This is a genomic window from Rhodococcus yunnanensis NBRC 103083 (assembly GCF_001895005.1).
Taxonomy (GTDB): Bacteria; Actinomycetota; Actinomycetes; order Mycobacteriales; family Mycobacteriaceae; genus Rhodococcoides; species Rhodococcoides yunnanense.
Genome location: NZ_BCXH01000005.1, coordinates 300,090 through 318,963 on the forward strand (window position 1 = coordinate 300,090; position 18,874 = coordinate 318,963).

General features: G+C 65.9%; 11 protein-coding genes. 4 read left to right on the forward strand and 7 right to left on the reverse strand.

Annotated elements, in window-relative coordinates; translation table 11 throughout:
* Positions 1-714 (forward strand): SOS response-associated peptidase, encoded by a 714-nt coding sequence (locus RY1_RS11500; protein ID WP_072803669.1) that lies wholly within the window; start codon positions 1-3, stop codon positions 712-714.
* Positions 715-740: 26 nt separating this feature from the next.
* On the opposite strand, the gene RY1_RS11505 is transcribed toward RY1_RS11500, so the two are convergent.
* The gene (locus RY1_RS11505; protein ID WP_072803771.1) at positions 741-968 is read right to left on the reverse strand and encodes a DUF3263 domain-containing protein; all 228 of its coding nucleotides are present in this window, start codon (positions 966-968) and stop codon (positions 741-743) included.
* Between the two features lie 104 nt (positions 969-1,072).
* Here RY1_RS11505 and RY1_RS11510 point away from each other — a divergent pair, with 104 nt between their 5' ends.
* Positions 1,073-2,983 (forward strand): dipeptidyl-peptidase 5, encoded by a 1,911-nt coding sequence (locus RY1_RS11510; protein ID WP_072803670.1) that lies wholly within the window; start codon positions 1,073-1,075, stop codon positions 2,981-2,983.
* A gap of 17 nt (positions 2,984-3,000) precedes the next feature.
* Here the strand turns inward: RY1_RS11510 and RY1_RS11515 are convergent, their stop codons facing one another.
* Together RY1_RS11515 and RY1_RS11520 are read right to left on the reverse strand one after the other, a co-directional pair.
* Entirely contained in the window at positions 3,001-4,299 is a 1,299-nt protein-coding gene (locus RY1_RS11515) for an HNH endonuclease signature motif containing protein (RefSeq protein ID WP_072803671.1), read from the reverse strand.
* A gap of 183 nt (positions 4,300-4,482) precedes the next feature.
* Positions 4,483-7,902 (reverse strand): (Fe-S)-binding protein, encoded by a 3,420-nt coding sequence (locus tag RY1_RS11520; RefSeq protein WP_072803672.1) that lies wholly within the window; start codon positions 7,900-7,902, stop codon positions 4,483-4,485.
* A gap of 535 nt (positions 7,903-8,437) precedes the next feature.
* Between RY1_RS11520 and RY1_RS11525 the strand changes: the two genes are divergently transcribed.
* The gene (locus RY1_RS11525) at positions 8,438-9,103 is read left to right on the forward strand and encodes a DUF8020 domain-containing protein (RefSeq protein ID WP_072803673.1); all 666 of its coding nucleotides are present in this window, start codon (positions 8,438-8,440) and stop codon (positions 9,101-9,103) included.
* Between the two features lie 405 nt (positions 9,104-9,508).
* Here RY1_RS11525 and RY1_RS11530 read toward each other — a convergent pair whose 3' ends face one another.
* The 4 genes from RY1_RS11530 to RY1_RS11545 all read right to left on the reverse strand — a co-directional run bounded on the left by RY1_RS11530 (position 9,509) and on the right by RY1_RS11545 (position 16,055).
* The gene (locus RY1_RS11530; RefSeq protein WP_072803674.1) at positions 9,509-10,825 is read right to left on the reverse strand and encodes a S1 family peptidase; all 1,317 of its coding nucleotides are present in this window, start codon (positions 10,823-10,825) and stop codon (positions 9,509-9,511) included.
* A gap of 152 nt (positions 10,826-10,977) precedes the next feature.
* The gene (locus RY1_RS11535; protein WP_072803675.1) at positions 10,978-12,129 is read right to left on the reverse strand and encodes a hypothetical protein; all 1,152 of its coding nucleotides are present in this window, start codon (positions 12,127-12,129) and stop codon (positions 10,978-10,980) included.
* A gap of 83 nt (positions 12,130-12,212) precedes the next feature.
* The gene (locus tag RY1_RS11540; RefSeq protein WP_072803676.1) at positions 12,213-14,297 is read right to left on the reverse strand and encodes a LuxR C-terminal-related transcriptional regulator; all 2,085 of its coding nucleotides are present in this window, start codon (positions 14,295-14,297) and stop codon (positions 12,213-12,215) included.
* Positions 14,298-14,300: 3 nt separating this feature from the next.
* The gene (locus RY1_RS11545; protein WP_169914659.1) at positions 14,301-16,055 is read right to left on the reverse strand and encodes an Hsp70 family protein; all 1,755 of its coding nucleotides are present in this window, start codon (positions 16,053-16,055) and stop codon (positions 14,301-14,303) included.
* Positions 16,056-16,311: 256 nt separating this feature from the next.
* On the opposite strand from RY1_RS11545, the gene RY1_RS11550 reads away from it, so the two are divergent.
* The gene (locus tag RY1_RS11550; protein WP_072803678.1) at positions 16,312-18,807 is read left to right on the forward strand and encodes an IniB N-terminal domain-containing protein; all 2,496 of its coding nucleotides are present in this window, start codon (positions 16,312-16,314) and stop codon (positions 18,805-18,807) included.
* Positions 18,808-18,874 lie beyond the last annotated feature (67 nt).

Below are 18,874 nucleotides of genomic sequence, written 5' to 3' on the forward strand. Positions count from 1 at the left end.
ATGTGCGGACGGTATGCCAGTACCCAGACAGACAGCGATCTTCGGGCCGTGTTCGACATCGCCGAGACGGTCGGCGACGAGATCCCACCCACGTACAACGTCGCGCCCACGCAGACGGTGCGGACAATTCTCGAGCGAGCACCGAAGGACCAACCCGAGGCCGACGCCGTCCGTCAGCTCCGGTCGGTGCGATGGGGCCTGATCCCGTCGTGGGCCAAGGACGCCAAGATCGGCAGTCGCATGATCAATGCCAGGTCGGAGACCATCACCGAGAAGCCGTCGTTCAAGAAGGCCGCCGCGCGTCGACGCTGCATCGTTCCGGCCGACGGTTATTTCGAGTGGGAGAAGCGCGACGGGGCGAAGGTCCCGTATTTCCTGCACTCGGACGAGCCGATTCTGGCGATGGCGGGTCTGTACGAGCTGTGGCGAGACCCCACCAAGTCCGAGGACGACGAGGACCGGTGGGTGTGGTCGGTGACAGTGCTGACGTCGCCGGCCGCCGATGCTCTCGGGCACATCCACGACCGCTCCCCGGTGATCGTGCCGGACCATCTCCGGTCCGATTGGTTGGACCCGACGGTGACGAGCATCGACTCGGTTCAGGAGATGCTCGCTGCGATTCCGGAGCCGCACCTCATTCCGTACGAGGTGAGCACCGCCGTCAACAGCGTCAGGAACAACGGTCCGGAGTTGCTGACGCCGGTGGGTCAGTGACGTGCAGCGCTAGTGACTGTGCAGGGTCAGTGCAGCCTGCGAACGCATACCGACCGCATGGCGTCGCGGGTCTCCTCGTCCACGTTCGCGGCGGTAGGTGAGTCGAGGATCTGTCGCAGGCGCTCGAAGTACGTACGTGCGGGGAGCCCGAACTCGACGTAGATGTCCTCGGCGCTGCCACCTCCGTAGCCGTACCAGGACCGCGCGAACGTCAGTATCGCCGCGTCGAGGCTGTGTGGAGCGGTTTCTCGCATGGCTTCCCCTTGTGTTTCGTTCTGTCCGCCTTCCATGATCGACTACGGATTTGTCCCGACGATGAACGCCGCGTTACGACGGTGCCTCACCTACTCTGGTCGTCGTGACTCGAACCAAGCTGCCCTTCGGATCCTGGCCGTCTCCGATCTCCGCCGCGGATCTGTCCGCGAGCGGACACCCGGTGGAGGGCGGCCGGTTCGTGGGTGAGGAGATCTGGTGGTCGGAGATGAGGCCCACCGAGGGCGGGCGCACCACGGTCTGTCGCACCGTCGACGGTGAGGTGCAGTCCCTGCTGTCGGAGCCGTACAACGCGCGCACCCGTGTCCACGAATACGGCGGCGGCGCATGGACGGCCACCGCTGACGGGCGAATCGTGTTCGCCGAGTTCTCGGACCAGCGGGTGTATGTCACCCGGCCCGGTGAGACGCCTGTGCCCTTGACCGACAAACCCGAGATCGCGGCGTCCGTTCGCTACGCCGAACTCTCGATTTTCGGCGACGAGGTACTCGCCGTCCGTGAGACACACGAGGGCGGGGAGATCACGCGCGACATCTGCGCGATCGGGCTCGACGGCACAGGGGTGCGTTCGCTGGTATCCGGTTCTCAGTTCCTGGCCTATCCGCGGCTGTCGCCCGACGCATCCAAGCTCGCCTGGATCGCCTGGAATCACCCACAGATGCCATGGAACGGAACAGAACTGCGCGTTGCGGATCTGGAGACCGGACAGTGGAAGACAGTACTCGGATCGACCGAGGAATCGGTGCTGCAGCCCGAGTGGATCGACGACGACTCGCTGTACGTCATCAGTGACCGCACCGGCTGGTGGAACATCTACCGCACGTCGGTCGACGGATTCGTCGAACCGGTCCACGCCGCCGAAGCGGACTTCGGTGCGCCGCTGTGGCAGTTGGGTGCACGGTGGTACTCGGTGCTCGACGACGGAAAGCTGCTCACCGTACGAACATTCGGCACCGACACGCTCGGCGTCCTCGATCCGAGTACGGGTTCGATCGCCGATATCGATCTCGGAGCTCTCACCTCGGTCTCGCTCGGTGGTCGGAGCGGCTCGACAGTACTGCTCAAAGCCGGTGGCGCGCACAGTCCCAGTGGCCTGCGCCGCCTCGACCTGGGCACCGGTGAACTGGTCGACATCCGGTCCGGACTCGAGACCGTCCCGGACGCGGGTTACCTCCCGCACGGCGAACTCAGGACGTTCCAGGGCGCCGACCGTGAGGTGCATGCCATCGCCTATGCGCCGCGGAATCCCGAGTTCGACGGTCTCGACGGAGAATTGCCGCCGTATGTCGCCTTCGTACACGGCGGGCCCACTGCACACGTTGCGCCCGCGTTGAACCTTGCCTTCGCCTATTTCACCAGCCGTGGAATCGGAGTGATCGATGTCAACTACGGCGGTTCGAGCGGGTACGGCCGTGAGTACCGAAACCGGCTGCGGGGGCAGTGGGGAGTGGTCGACGTCGAAGACACCGTTGCCGCCGTGACGGGGCTTGCCGATGCCGGTCTCGCCGACCCCGCGCGTCTGGCGATCGAGGGCGGCTCCGCCGGCGGTTGGACGGTGTTGGCGGCATTGACCTCCTCGGATGTGTTTGCTTGTGGCGCTTCGTATTACGGTGTCGCCGAGCTCGAGCTGTTCGTCGCCGAGACACATGACTTCGAATCGCGATACATCGACGGGCTGATCGGGCCTCTTCCGGAAGCGCTCGACCTGTATCGCACCAGGGCGCCGGTCAACAACGTCGACGGGTTGTCCTGCCCGGTGCTGCTTCTGCAGGGCCTTTCCGATCCGATCGTGCCGCCGTCGCAAGCGGAGCGCTTCCGTGATGCCATGGTGAGAAAGGGAATTCCACATGCTTACCTTGCGTACGAGGGTGAGTCCCACGGATTTCGCAAGCTCGAGACCCAGGTGAATGCCCGTGAATCCGAGCTGTCGTTCTACGGGCAGGTTCTCGGGTTCACGCCGCCCGGGATCCCGAAGCTGGAACTCTGGAGGCCCTGAACCCACGGGTCCCCACCTCATGCGGCCCGTTCCCAGTTTCGGATGAGCACATCCGTCGCGAAGCTGAGGTCGAGGCTTTCGCCCTGCCAGTCAGGGATGATCGCATCGCTGGCTATCGAACTGTACTGTTCCCCGAATTGTGCTGAATCCCCCTGCATCGCAGGGGCGTACAGCACCTCTCGGCCGTCGGCGTGTCGGAAGGTGAAGTGTTCGTCCCCGCTGGAGGTGATGGAGAAATAGCCGTCGTGCAACGCCCGGTGATGTTCGCTGCACAGCATCACCATGTTCTCGAGTGTCGTCGGGCCTTGTCGGGAGTAGTACTGCACGTGGTGCGCGTTCAGGAATCTCACTCGCCCGCAGCCTGGAACAGCGCAGCACCGATCCCGCATCAACAGCGCTCGCACTTGCAGACGGGAAGGCGTGCGCGCGGTCGTGCTCCAGCTGATGGTCGTGCCCATCGACCCGTGACGGACCGTGCGCATTGTCGCTTCGCACATCACCTGCGCCAACGATTCCGCTTCCAATCCTGGGCCGTCGTCGAGATGAGCGTGCGCGCAGCCGTCTTCGCCGGCGGCCTCGACATGGACGATCACCTCCGCGGACGGCGAGGACACCGGAGAGTCGAGCCCTGCGCAGACCATCTCTGCCATCGCCGTCAACGCAGGCACGATATTGCGCGGAGCCGGAGCGGCCTTGTCCGCATCGAGCTCGGGGTCGACGCGCGTTCGCTCGTACTCCGACCGCGTCAGCGCTGCCAGCAGCCGAGCGCCGTCCTCGGGGCGTAGGCGAGCGTTGATCACCAACGACCCGTCGTCCTCGTCCCAGAACCACCGTCCCCGGTAGCTGTGCTCGTCGAGCCCGTTCTTCTTCGTGGGCCGCATCGCCTTCGTCAACCCACGGCACAGCCTGTCGATGTGCGCCGCCGGAGCCTCGAGGGCCAACCGCAGCATCGTCGACTCGTTCTTGTCGTCGGCGACCCTCGTGATTGCGCGGACCTTGGAATACGACACTGTGCCTTTCGCAAACGCTTCGGCGATCAGCGGCAAGTCCACCAAGGCGCGCGCAACTCGAACATGCTCACGCGCGGTATGCAGACTCACCCCGGCCTTCCACGACAACCAATGCGAGCAGGAGCGCAGTTGCCAGCTTGCCCATCCGCGACGGGCATCGAAGTCGGCGACCAGCATCAGATATCTCGCCGTCGCAGCTGCGATTTGTCCTGAGAGCGCGCAGATCTCGGTCTCCACCTCCTCGATCGGGCGCTCCGGCTTCTCCTCGCAGAGCTCACCCGTATCCCCGCCTACCGCAACCAGCATCACCAGCCCCCTTCCGGTCGAACATCCGTGCGATGCAACCTAGCCGCAGCCACCGACAAGATTCAGATCCTCGGCGCCGAAAACGTCCCCGCGGGGACGCTTCTCACGGAATGGGGGCAGATCGACGAACGCACCCCTGCTCAGTGGAGAGCAAGGGTGCGTTCTCGGTGAAAACGGCGCCGGTTACTTCTTTCGGCCGGGAGCCTTCGCGCCCGCACGGAATCCGAGTCCACCCGCCTTCGCAGCAGGCGGCGCCGGGGTGTCGCCGTTCGACGACGCAGCGACTTCGGGTGCAGCGGCCTCAGGTGCAGCGACTTCAGGCTCTGGCTCGACAGCAGCTGGTTCTGCCGGCTTGCCCGGTGCCTTGGCGCCTGGCTTCTTGTATCCGGACTTGACGGCCAGACCCTTTGCCTTGACGGTCGGCTTGGACTCCTGCGCAGCGGTCGCGGTCTGAGGTGTCGCTGCCTGAGGTGCAGGCGTTGCCTCCGCAGTCGCCTCTTCAGCCGGCGCTTCTACTGCGGGGGCCTCGGCCTCGACCGGTTCGTCAGTCGGTGCCGCAGCCGGCTTGCCCGGTGCCTTGGCGCCTGGCTTCTTGTATCCGGACTTGACGGCCAGACCCTTTGCCTTGACGGTCGGCTTCGATTCCTGCGTCGCGGTCGCTGTCTGAGGTGTCGCTGTCTGAGGTGCAGGCGCTGCCTGAGGTGCCTCTTCAGCGGGTGCCTCGGACTCGGCTGGAACTGGTTCTGCCGCCTTGCCCGGCGCCTTGGCGCCTGGCTTCTTGAAGCCGGACTTCATGGCCAGGCCCTTCGGCTTGACCGTCGGCTTCGATTCGGTTGCAGCCTCGGACGTCGCAGTCGTCTCCGCCGCGGCTTCGGCTGACGCCTCCGCAGCTGGTTCAGCCGGCTTGCCCGGTGCCTTGGCGCCCGGCTTCTTGAAACCGGACTTCACAGCCAGCCCCTTGGGCTTGACGGTGGGCTTGGTTTCCGTTGCTTCCGACGTCGCCTCTGCGGCGGGCTCTTCGGCTACGGGCTTGTCGTCGGCGGGTTTGTCGGCTGCAGGCTTGGCGCCAGGGGCCCTGCCCTTCACCTGAAGACCCTTGCCCGGTGCTTTTGCGCCACCGGCCAATCCGAGACCCTTGGGCTTGGCTGCCGACGCCTCTTCGGATGCCGACGCTTCAGCAGGCTTCGCACCACCCGGTGCTTTTGCTCCCGGTGCCTTCGCGAGGCCCTTCATCTTGAGTCCGCCTGCCTTGGGCGCCGGCGCTGCAGGTGCAGCCTTCGACTCCGCGGGCTCTTCGACGGGCTCGATGCGCTCGGCTTCTTCGACCTCCGCAGCGTCCTCGGTAGCAAGCTCCTCTTCGGGGGTCGGCTGGCGAGGGATGACCTTGATGTTCTCGGCGAGCACCGACGACTCGACACGAGTGATCGAGTCGAGCATCAGCTGCGCGACATCGACGACCTCGACGCCTTCGTGTGCGCCGCCTTCCTGACGTGCGGTGACGCCATCGGTCAGCATGACCCGGCAGAACGGGCAACCCGTCGCAATCTTCTTGGGGTTGGTCGACAGCGCTTCGTCGACCCGGTCGATGTTGATGCGCTTGCCGATGTTCTCTTCCATCCACATGCGAGCGCCACCGGCACCGCAGCACATGGACCGCTCACCGTGACGAGGCATCTCCTTGAGGTTGGAGCCCGACGCAGCCATCAGCTCGCGGGGAGCGTCGTAGACCTTGTTGTGACGGCCCAGGTAGCAGGGGTCGTGGTAAGTGATGTCCTGGCTGACCGAGGCCACCGGGATCAGCTTCTTCTGGCGCACCAGCCGGTTGAGCAGCTGAGTGTGGTGCACGACCTCGTACTCGCCGCCGACCTGGGGGTACTCGTTGCCGAGTGCGTTGAAGCAGTGCGCACACGTGACGACGATCTTGCGCTTCTTCTGCTCGATGCCGTCGAACACGCTGTTGAGCGTCTCGATGTTCTGCAGGGCGAGCTGCTGGAACAGGAATTCGTTGCCTGCGCGGCGAGCGGAGTCTCCGGTGCAGGTCTCGTCGGCGCCGAGGACCATGAACTTGACGCCTGCAGTGGCGAGCAGTTCCGCGACGGCCTTGGTCGTCTTCTTCGCGCGATCCTCGTATGCACCGGCGCAACCGACCCAGAACAGGTACTCGTAGTCCTGGAAGGAATCGGCGTCCTGTCCGAAGACGGGGATGTCGAAGTCCATCTCGTTGATCCAGTTGAGGCGATCCTTCGAGTTCTGGCCCCAGGGGTTGCCCTTGTTCTCGAGGTTCTTGAACAGGCCGGCGAGCTCGGACGGGAACTCGGACTCGATCAGTACCTGGTAGCGACGCATGTCGATGATGTGGTCGACGTGCTCGATGTCCACGGGGCACTGTTCGACGCACGCGCCGCAGGTGGTGCAGCTCCACAGGACCTCGGGGTCGATGATGCCGCCCTCGATGGCGTCGGCGACGAGCTTGCGATCGGCCTCGTCTCGGGCAGCCTGCGGGATCTTGTCGAGTTTGGCCTGGTCCGGCTTGCCGTCGGCATCGACGAGTCCGACCTCGTCGCCTGCCATGTCCTTTTTACCGCCTGCGAGCAGGTACGGCGCCTTCTGGTTGCCGTGGTCACGTAGCGACATGATCAGCAGCTTTGGGGACAGCGGCTTACCCGTGTTCCACGCCGGGCACTGCGACTGACAGCGTCCACATTCGGTGCAGGTGGTGAAATCGAGCCAGCCTTTCCAGCTGAAGTCCTCGATCTTGCCTGCGCCGAACGCGTCGACGTCGGGGTCGGCGTCCTCCATGACGAGGACCTTGCCGCCGGACATCATCGGCTTCGCTGCACCGAGGGCGACGCCGCCGTCGGCCTCACGCTTGAAGTAGATGTTCGGGAAGGCAGTGAAGCGGTGCCAGGCGACGCCCCAGTTGATGTTGCGTCCGACGATGAGCAGCCAGATCATGCCCGTCATCAGCTTGACGAACGCGAAGACCGAGACCAACTCGGGGCTGGCAGGCAGAAGCTTGGCGACCTGCATGGTGAAGAAGTCCGAGTAGACGTTCGCGTGACCGTAGGTGGCGATCTTGCCGGCCTTGACGAGGATCATGCCGAGGCCCTCGAGGAGCACGATGCCCTCGATGACGTAGGCGACCTTCATGCGAGAACCGCTGAAGCGCGAGAGGCGTTCGGGCTTGCGTGGGTGGTTGAGCTGGCGAATCACGATCAGGGTGGTGATGCCGACGACCGTTCCGATGCCCAGCAGCTCGTCCCACAGGTGCCACGCGAAGGTATTGCCGAATATAGGCCAGTGGAACTCGGGGTCGAACGTCTGTCCGTAGGCCTCGAACCACAGCAGGAAGCCGCCAAGGAACCCGACCATCACCAGCCAGTGCGCCCAGCCGACCGTTCTGAACTTGGTCATGCGGGTGTGGGCGATGAACTCGATCATCATCTGCTTGAAGCGCGGGATGAACGGGCGAAGGCGCGTCTTGTCCGGCTGACCTTGGGCGATGGCCGCGACCATCTTGTAGATGCCACGGAAGAAGTAACCCCAGCACACGAGGCTAAGGAGGAACCCGACCGTGCCCAACGTAATCGTCAGGGCGTTCATGTAAGCGGCCTTTCGTTCATCGGCAGCAGGGGGAGCTACCTCGGGTCAGCCCGATCAGCCTAAGCCTATTCAAGTTACCCGCCAGTAACAAGTATTGCGTACTGGTGAGTAACTTAGCACCGTCCGTGTTGGTCGGTGCTGGTGGGTCATCGGATCGGCCTGCGTCGCGGTGGGCTGAACCGGTCGGTAGGTTGCGTCCTGAACGTCACGTTATGCGTACGGCCCGACAGTCCCTGACGGAAGGCAGACCTAAGTTGCGTTCATTGAGTTCACGAGGCGGCAAGGATCTTGCCGCCGGTGCTGGTGGGAGACTTCGAGCAAACCCTCGTACGCTGGCACTTTTACCCGACTGAAACGTTGCTTCGATATCGGAGAACATTTTGGTGTCGGGACAATAACGCATGGTCCGACTTGTACGTTATGCTGCTGCAGCACCGACAATCTCGCGGATACGGTCTGGGTGTTTCTGCGTCTGACGGGCTACCCCTGTTCGGTATTGCCGGGCTCGATTGCATAGAAACGGAACAATCTCCACATGAAACTCAGCAAACTGGTCGTTACGGCGGCCTTCGTGGCCACCGCGATGGGTCTCGCCAGCGGCACTGCCTATGCAGACCCGGCCTCGGACGCGCCCGCGGCGTCGGAAGACATCAACTACTCGGTGAACCAGGAAGACCGCACGATCGTCACGACGATCGATGCCGGTGTCTTCAAGGTCGCCGACGACGGCAAGACGGTCGACATCCTCGACCAGGCCGACAAGGTCGTCGTGACTCTGCCCCTGACCTTCAACCTCGGCGGACTCAACTTCCCGTACGAGCAGAACGTCGACAACGACGGCAAGACCCTCCGTCTCGTCCCGCAGCTGGACCTTACCAAGGCGTCCGCCAAGTCGAGCAGCCTCGGAGTCACCCAGGTCGCGTCTCCGGACGAGAACCTGAAGGCGCAGCAGAACTTCGCGTCGCAGCTCGGAATCGCTACCGCAGTGGGTGGCTTGACCGGCACGATCATCGGAGCCATCGCAGGCGCAATCATCGGTGCGCCGACAATCGCCGGAGTAGTCGCGACGGTACCGATCGGTGCAGGAATCGGCGGAGTCATCGGCACGATCGTCGTTGGTGGGCCGACTCTCCTGATCGCTGGAATCGACCTGATCAACACCCTGACCGCAGTTCCCGGAAGCACCGTCTACGCAAAGTAACGGTTTGCAGTACGACGCAAGTAGGCCCGCACCTCTCGAGGTGCGGGCCTACTTTTGTTCGTGCGTCGGGCTAGTTGAAGATTCCCGGAGAAGTCAGGTTGATTCCTTCGACCACGATCACGACGACGTAGCCGATCAGGTCGAGTCCGACGGAGAGCAATCCCAGCATGTTCAGTCCGTATCTGTCGGCGACGAGGAGTCGCAGGGATCAAGGGGGAGAACTAACTTGTAGTGATCGAAACGAATTATACGGCTGCGAAACACATTCGGTGATTCCGACGCTCTGGTGCGATTGGCGAACAAGCGCGTCGTTCGGTGTCCACCGCTGAACCGAGAGCCTGTGCGCATGAAAAAGGGGCCGCGCAACATCGGTTGCAGCGGCCCCTGATTCGAGGGTTCGACGTGTCAGTCGACCGGTGCCGTCCGCACGGTCGTACCGGTTTCCGCGGCGATTTGGTCGATGGGGATTCCGAGGCTTGCGGTGCCGCCGAAGTGGGCGAGCGCAAGGTTCGCTTCGGTGCAGTCGGGTGCGCCGCCGCTGTTGGATCCGCTGGTGATGCCGAGGGCGAGAGTTCCGGTCACGATTGCGCCTCCGCTGTCACCGGCGAGAGTGCATGCGGTGCTGGCGAATCCGCGGACGGTCCGGCTGGTGCCGTCGTCCATGAACAGTTGGGTCTCGACTCGATCGGCTGCAACGACTCCGCACGTGAACGAGGACGACTGACCCGACTTGCACACCGGGGCCCCGACGACGGGATCGGCGGTTCCGGTGATGGTGACGGTGCTGCCGTTGGCGCCGCGAACAGTGGGGCGATCGAGGCCCGACGCGATTGCCTTGTCGTTCAACGAGATGACCGACCAGTCGAGTGCTTTCTCGGCTCCGAGGCTCGACCCCTGGAACGTTCCGATCTGTGTACTGCTGTGCACGTCGGCCGGGTTGGGCAGGTACACCGGAGCGCCACCGCCGCCGGTCTCTGCGTTCGGATTACAGTGCCCTGCACTGAGATTGATCGGGTTGCCCGCGCCGTCGACGGCGTTGAAGCCGAACGAGCAGATGCTGATGTCCGTCGTAGGTGCGTCGGCGATAGGCCCGCGCGTGGTGATGTACGTGTCGCCGCCCATCGGGGACGGGTCGACCGGCTGCTGCGCACCGGGGGACAGGATGACCTTCAGATTCGCCAGCAGGGTCGGCAGGTTGAGTGCGCGTCCCACCGGGCTGTTGGCGACGTCGAGGATGATTCGGTTGTCCAGAATGTCGATGGACGTTCCGTTGACCTGGCTCGCCACCTCGCGCGGCAGCGTCGAGATCCACTTGTTCAGATCACCGAGGGACTTCTCCAGCCCGTCGGCGGACACCGGACGCTGCGCAGTGTCGAAACCGTCCTTGGCGACAGCGCGAGCCGCATCCTGTGACGTGACCGCTACGACGGCTTTGCCGTCGTCACCGATCCAGGCACCTGCGAAGTCTCCTGGGCGCGAGGCGCGGAAGTCGGACGCGTACGTCGACAGTTCCTGCGCACGTGCTGCCCGATCGAGATATTCCTGCGGTGAGATCTTCAGATCGCGAATCACCGCTTCGGCCAGTTCGTGCGGAAGCTGGTCGACCGAACCCTGTGCGACGACAACATCGGGGGCCGCTGAAGCTTGGGTAGAGAAGGTAGCGAAGAGCAACAACGCCGTAGATCCGATCACTGCGGCACGCAGTGCCCCCGTGTTACGCATGAAATCCCTTCATCGGGTCCGTCGGTGTCAGCGCCCCACCTTAGGGCATGCGCACGGGCTATCGACAGACATGCAGGTCATCGCTCGTCCCGGCGTACCGGTCGCGTCGAGAGGTGACTGTGAAGAAAGGGTGACTGTGAAGAAAGGGGGAACTACGGAGTTACGGTCACAGACTCGGAGGTGCCGCCGCTGCCGTCGTCGCTGCCGTCGCCGCTGCCGTCGTCGCTGCCGGCGTCGTCACTGCTGCCGTCGTCGCCGCCGCCTGTGCCGTCGTCGTCCCCTGGTGGTTTCGGGGAGGGGCCGGGTACCTGCGGTGAGCTGTCCGTCGGGTCGGGGGTGCTGGTATCGGGCTCCGACAGGTCCCCGGCCGGTCTCGTCGCGGGTAGCTCGTCGGTGGTGTCCGTCTCGCCGGTTCTCGTTGTCGGTGGTGCCTCGCTCGTCGCGGAGGGGGACTCCATCGGTGTAGCGACGACGACGGATTGCTGCGGCTCGGCGATCGGCACCACCGTCGGGAACGGGATCTGCACGCTCGGTGTCGATGGCGTCGTGGTCGGGGCGGCCAGGTCGACACTGTCGATGGTGGGGATCGTGGTCGTGTCGGTGCTCCGCAACATCAACGCCGTCACCCCGGCGCCGAGCGTGAGCAGAGCGGCGAATCCGGCGGCGACGAGTATCGGTGTCCGCGACGACGAGCGCGGCGTCGACGCCAGCGGAATCACCTCGGTCACCGCGTCGACGGGGTAGTGGCCCGCCATCGCGGCGGCTCCGCGGGCGGCGGCAATTCCCGAATCGGCGCCCGCCCAGGTTGCGAGTGTGGTCTCGGACCACACCTGCAGCGCTTCGGCTTCCGCGACCAACGCGACATGACCGAGGCCGTGATGGTTCATCGATTCACGGACAGCCGCGACTTGCTCCGCTGTCCATCGCGACGGGTAGGTGGCGGCAGCGGCCAACGCGTCGTAGCTGTTCCCGGTGGAGGTGGCGACCTCGCTCAGCAGACACAGCAACGTCATCGCGGTCAGATCGGCGGCGCTGTACCCGACATCGGGCTCGTTGCCGACGTCGCCGAGGAAGTCGGTGAACTCGGCCGCGTTCCGGTCGTCGGTGCCCCCGAGAGATGCAGATCCGTCGGCATGAACGAACAGAACGGTGGCATGCAGCGACGCGACGTGCAGCGACGGGTTCGAGCGCAGTGGGTGTGACACGGCCGCGATGGATCGATCGTCGTCGACGTACAGTCCTACGTCGGGGAGAGCGCTATCCGCGGCAGAGGTCCGCTCGGGCTGGGCGTACCGGTTGAACATGTGTTGCTTTCCTCGTGATCTGACCCGGGCGAACCGGACGGCGCACCTCACTGCCTGTGATGTCGCCCGAGACGGGGCGGAAGTTACACCTCGGCCGAGGTTGCTCCGTATCCCATCGCCCGAAGCATCGACAGCAGTTCCGAACGCGAGCCCGCACCGATGCGGCGTCGTATACGAGCAACGTGATGCTCGACGGTTTTCGCGGAGATGTACAGCCTGGCGCCTGCCTCGCGGTAGGTGACGCCGAGTACGAGCAGTTCTGCGACCTCGGACTCACGCGCACTCAGTGAACCCTTGACGTCCTCGGTCGCGGTGGACGGAACCGGGACCGGCCCCCGCAGCGAGCGTGCGATCTGCAGCAATGCGGTGGCGGCCTTGGTGTCGGCGACGCGGAGGGCGGCTTCGCTGGCGAGGCGGGCTCCGTCCCACGAAAGGCCGAAACGCGCCAGCGACCGGGCGGCCGACTCGACATCGGCGACGTCAGGGTTGCCCTGCAGGACAGCAAGCCATGCGCGGCCTGCTCCGGCGAGTGCTGCGCTGTAGCGGTTGGTCTCGGCGGCGACGGCGAGCGCTCGGGCGTGGGGTACCAGATCGGGTGGCCGCTCGGCCAGAATTGCGGCCTGTACGCCGTACCAGTGCAGCGCGGACGCCCAGGCGTGCGGTTCGTTCAGCGCGTCGACGACCGAGTTCGCCTGTGCCAGCAGGTGTGACATCCGCTCGGGTGCACCGACACGGACTGCGGCCAGCCACAGCTCACCCACCGGCAGGAACGACAGGAGGTCGACCGAATACGTGTCGATGACGTAGTGGGCGTCGTCCCATGCTTTGAGCAACGATCCGGCGTCGCCGGTGCGGCGTGCAAGTCCGACTCGGAGAGCGTGCAGGAACAGCTGATTTCGAATGTGCGACGCCGGAACACGAATGGATTCGAGCGCCGAGGTCGCGGCGGCGACATCGCCGGCGAGCATCGTTGTCCAGACCTGCAGTAGTGCGATGCGGATGGAGGCCGGGTGTCGAGGTGGGAGCGCCGCCGATGCCTGCGCCGCGATCGATTCGGCTCTGGCCAGGTCGCCGTTGTGCAGTGCGAAGAGCATGGCGACAGCGGCAGGGTCTTCCGGAGACACCCGTCCGATGGTGTTGCCGGACAGTACAACCGAACGCATGAGCGAATTGGTCGCTGCCGCTGGATCCGGCGAGATCGACTGGCTCAGTCCCGTCGCCATCAACGCCGCTGCTGCGCTGGCGGACGTGGGCGGCGCCGCAGACGACGCCGTGGGCGCCTCGATGGGAGCCACACCGGCGACGATCGACACTGTTCGAGCGAGGTCGGCATCGGCTCCGGCTCGGTCGCGGCCCAGCCATTCGTAGAGTTGGTGTCCGCGGCTGCTCATTCCGCGTTCGGCCGCGATGGCCGCGGATACCCTTACTGCTCTGCGTAGTTCGCCGAGATCGACTCGATCCGACTGTTCCAGTACGGTGTCGCAGAATTGTTCTGCGACATCGAGATCGCCGCGGGTGACCGACGCCTCGGCCCGGCGCGCAGCCACATGCAACGCGTCACCCCCGGCGTCGACGGCGAGCGAGTACAGCGAGGCGGCGGTATCGGGATCGGCGGCGTCACCGGCAGCCGTCAGGAAATCCGCGAGCTGTGGATTCGTAACGCCGTTGCGTGCCAACGCCGTTGCGGTCGCCGTATCGAGAGTGTCGGTTCCGAGGCGGAACTCGAGCAATCGGGTCAGGATCGTCCCTAACCGTCTCGATCCGAGCGCTTCTCGCAGCGCGAGTTCGAATCCGGGGAGCGGTGCAGCGGAGAGCAGGCCGGATTCCAACCCCGCATCGATGGCGGCGGCCGAGTCGGATGCATCGGTGAGATCGTTCAGAACCTCGATGTCGCGTCCGACACCGAAATGTGCGAGCGCCAGGACGTCCTGTTCCGCCGAACTCATCGAGCGGAGCCGGGCAGTCTGATGCGTCCGGACCGCGTCGGTGACGATCCGCGTGACGGACTCGTCCGAATCAGCCCGTCGCGCAGCGTCGATGGCAAGCTCGACCGTGCAGCTACAACCACCGGTAAGCGTAGCGATCGTCCCGGCGAGAGCTACGGAGATCGGGCGGCCACGGTCGACGGCAACACCTGCGATGTCTGCCTTCGTCAGCGCGGAAACCACGTGTCAGTTTCCGAGGAGTGGCCCGGTGATGCCACCGACCACGTTGCCCAGGCCCCCGACCACACCGCCTGCGACGCCGCCGACACCCGTTCCCAGATCGTCGACCGCGCCGCCGACGCCGGTACCGACATCGCCGAGAGTCGGACCGTTGTACGCCGGCGGGGTGTAGGTCGGTGGGGTATAGGTGGGAGCGCTCGGCGCGGGGGCATTCGGGGCCGGTGCGACGACGACCGGTGCTGCGGCTGCGGGCGCACCTGCGGCAGGGACTCCAGGGGCGGGAACTGCCGGATCCGCGACGATCGTTCCGTCGGAGGCGATGACGGTGCCTGCCGCAGGGACAAGGGTGCCGTCGGCCGCCACGGTCGGAGCGGGAAGACCGTTCGAGGTGGTGGCCGTGGAGTCGGCGTCGGCGACGGTTTCCGCGGTCGGACCCGGCGTCGCCGACGCGGTAGTGCCTGCGGTGTTCTCGGATACCGCGGGGGTCGGCTCGTCCTTCGAGGTCAGGGCCGTGCCGACGGACAATCCGCCGCCGGCGATGATGGCAAGTGCCGCAACGGAAGCGACGACGATCCCGGCGCGTTTGCGTCCGGACATCGTGGTGGGCTCCGCGGCGGACGAGACCGGCGCGGGACGGGGCGCGGGACGAGTGACCGCAACAGCCGCCGCGACGGGAACATCGGCAACCGTCGTGGCGGCGATCTCGTTTCCGAGCAGCGCCGCGCCGACAGCGGGAATGCGATCGGGATGAGGACCGGTGATCACCGGTACCCGCAGCTCCGAGGACACCAATTCGGCGACGAGAGGGATGCCTGCACTTCCGCCGATGAGTAGAACCTGGGTCACGTCGGAGACGTCGAGGCCTGCCGTGTGCAGCGTTTCGCGTACGAGCTCGATGGAACCGAGTATCGGTTGCCGCAGGAGGTCCTCGACCTCGTCGCGAACCAGCCTTGTCTCCGAACGCATTCCGGGTAGCTCGATGCTGAGCGTCGTCGCGGTCTCGTAGGAGAGCTTCTCCTTGGCCTCACCGCATCGGGCGCGCAGTTCGACGAGTGCCCCGACGGTGTCGGGGTCGAACGGATCGAACTCGAACGACTGACTGCTCGATACCGTCTCGAGAACGTGCTGGGTGATCAGATGATCGAACTGGGCGCCGCCCAGATCCTCCGAGTGGACTCCCGGACCGATGGATGCTTGTTGCCGGCCGGTTCGCATCAGCGTGATGTCCAGCGATGTAGCACCGAGGTCGTAGATCACGGTCAGTCCGTCGCTCGACGCACCCCGCGACGCTTCGAGCCACCGCATGGAGGCTGCCGAGTCCGGCACGAGCGTCACATCGGGAACGCCTGCCCGCTCCAACGCGTCGCGCAGTACGTCCGTCGTGTACGAGGACCAGCGATCGGGATGAGTGATGACCACGGCCGGGTCGCAGTCCTCGCCTGCGCACACCTCGGCGACCAGTGCGCGGGTCGCGGTCGCGAAGAGATCCTCGGCCTGATGGGAACGGCCCTCCTCGTCGATCAGCGGGACCGGGTCGCCGACGCGATCGGCGAAGCCGCTCAGTAGGTGACGTCCGGCGCGGTCCCACAGATCAGCCAGGCTCGGCGCGGCACCGGGTCGCAGATCGAGGGCCGACCTCTTGGTGACGGTGCGCATCGCCTCGTCGGTCGAGTAGTCGCGGGGGGCGTAAGGATCGTGCGAAGTATCGAGGGCCGCCACCGAAGCGACCGTGCCGATCCGAATGCCGAGCCCTGCGCTCATCGTCATCTCCGACTTCGTAGTGGTGCCAGCGCCTGACGACGCTGTGGTTGATGTCGGAAGCATGGCAGTTTTCGTTACGTCTCACAGCAGGTCGCAGAAGGTTCGCGGGCAAATCCCCTATCGCCCTTATATCCCCTAGTGCCTCACCCCTGGGATACCCGAATCGAATAGGGGGATGGAACCCGTTGGGCAGACAGGAATCGACCCATAGCTTTGTGATCAACCACGAACTACTGACTACCGAAGGAGCCACGCCATGGCCACCAACGCAGTTCTCGACTTCATCCTCAGTCTTCTTCGCAACGACGAAGCAGCAGCCGCGTACTGCGCCAACCCCGAAGCCGCACTGGCCGCCGCCGGGCTCGGCGACGTGTGCCACGCAGACATCGTCGCGGTTGCCCCGCTCGTGTCCGAGTCCGGATTGTTCGCCGGCGCCGGATCACAGCTCTCCGCGATCCTCGGTGCAGGAGCCGGTGCCGCGGGCAGCATCGAAGGCGGGCTTGCCGGGGGCGCGGGAATCGGTGGCGGACTGTCGACCGGACTCGGGCTGACGGCAGGCGCGGTCGTCGGAGGCGGGCTTGCAGGCGGCGGAATCATCGGTGGCGGCATCGGCGGCGGATTCGGCGGTGACCTCGACCTGGCAAGCGACATCGCAGTCTCGATCGGCGCAGCCCTGAGCGCGGCCCTCGCCGCGGGTGGACAGATCGGCGTGGAACTCGGAGCCGCATTCGGTGCTGCACTCGACGCTGTCATCGGCGCCGGTGGATCCATCGACCTCGGCGGCGCGGCAGATCTCGGCGGAGCACTCACCGGTCTCATCGGCGGTGGGCTCGACCTCGGCGGCGACGTCACGGCAGGACTGACCGGCGCGCTCGACGCGGCACTCGGGGCAGTCGGCGGAATCGACCTCGGCGCCCTTGCCGGTGTCGACGGAGCGCTCAGCGGCGCCCTCGGTGCAGCATTCGGTGTCGGCGGAACGATCGGCGCTGACCTCGGTGCAGCTCTCGGAAACGTGTTCGACGCGGTGATCGGCGCAGGTGGAATCGACTTGACCGGCGATCTCGGCGCGGCCCTGACCGCTGCGATCGGTGCGGGCGGCGGACTTGCAGGCGGACTGGGCGGCGGACTGGAGAGCGTCTTCGCACTGCAGACCGGTCTGTCGGCAGCACTCGGATCCTCGCTCGGAGCAGTTCTCGACGCCGGTGCACTCGCCGACCTGGATCTCGGCGGACTCGTCGGCGCCGACCTCGGTGCGATCATCGGCGGAACCCTCGGAACGGCACTCGATCTCGACGGCGGCGTCATCGCCGACCTGACCGGATCCCTCGGAACCGCCATCGACGGTGCGCTCGCCGGTGGACTCGGCGCCACTGCCAACCTCGAAGGACTACTCGGCGGAGCATTCGGTGTCGGCGGAGCAGCCGGAGCCGGACTCGGGGCTGTCCTCGACACCGTCATCGACACCACCGGCGCCCTCGATCTCGGCGCAGCTCTCGGTGGAGGCGCCGCACTCGGCGGTGCACTGACCGGCGCACTCGACGCTGCCCTCGGCGCAGCAGGTGACCTGGCAGGCGGCGTCGACCTCGACATCGCGTCGGGCCTCGGCGGCGCTCTGGAAGGCGTGTTCGCAGCCGAAGGTGGCCTCGCGTCGACCATCGGATCCTCGCTCGGTGCAGTACTCGACGCAGGCGCACTCACCGATCTCGACCTCACCGGAGTGACCGGTGTGGATCTCGGTGGGATCGTCTCCGGCGCCCTCGGCACCGCACTCGACCTCGACACCAGCGCCGTCGGCAGCCTCACCGCGGCTCTCGGCACCGCAATCGACGCCTCGGTCGGCGTCGACATCTCGGCCGCGACCAATCTCGAAGGTGTACTCGGCGCGGCATTCGGTGTCGGTGGCGAAGCAGGCGCGGGCCTCGGCGCAGCACTCGACACCGTCCTCGACACCAGCGGTGCCCTCGACCTCGGCGCGGCCCTCGGCGGCGGCGCCGAACTGGGCGGCGCACTCACCGGCGCACTCGATGCGGCAGCAGGCGCTGCCGGTGGCGTCGCAGGTGCCGGTGACCTCGTCGGTGCCGGTGACCTCGGCCTCGGCGCAGTCGGTGGCCTGGGCGGCGGTCTCACAGCAGGACTCGGCGGCGTCGCAGGGATCGGCGGCGGGCTGGCCGGAGCGGTCGACGGAGCGGTCGACGGAGCGGTCGACGGAACTGTGGCCGGAGCTGTCGGCGCAGGGGTCGACGCGGCGGCCTCCGCCGGCGCGGACCTTGCCGGTTCGGTTCAGGGTGCGGCTGATCTCGGTGCCGGTCTGGGAGCCGGCCTCGGCGCAGGGCTCGGAGCAGGACTCGACTCGGGTATCGACGCAGGTGCCTCGGCTGGTGCCGACGTCGCGGGTCAGGTTGCCGGTGGCCTCGACGCTGGCCTTGATGCGGGTGCCTCGGCCGGTGCCGACGTCGCGGGTCAGGTTGCCGGTGGCTTGGCCGGTGGCGCAGATGCTGTCGGCGGCATCACGAGCGGACTCGGCGGATTCGCCGACGCGGCAGGCAACGCATCCGGCTCGCTCGCAGGATCGTTCGACGGATCCGCGTCGAGCAGCGCATGGTCTTCGGTGGACTCGGACGTCTTCGGCAGTGCACATGCCGATTCCGCGCTCGAGTCCGAGAGCAGCCTGCACGGCGACGTCGACAGCACGGCGCATTCGATCGCGGACATCACGACGGTCGATCACCACACCGACCTGCTGAACCCGTGATCTTCGAGTGACGAAGACGAAGAGGCTCTGCGCGGGTTCGATGCGCGCAGGGCCTCTTCGTCGTTAG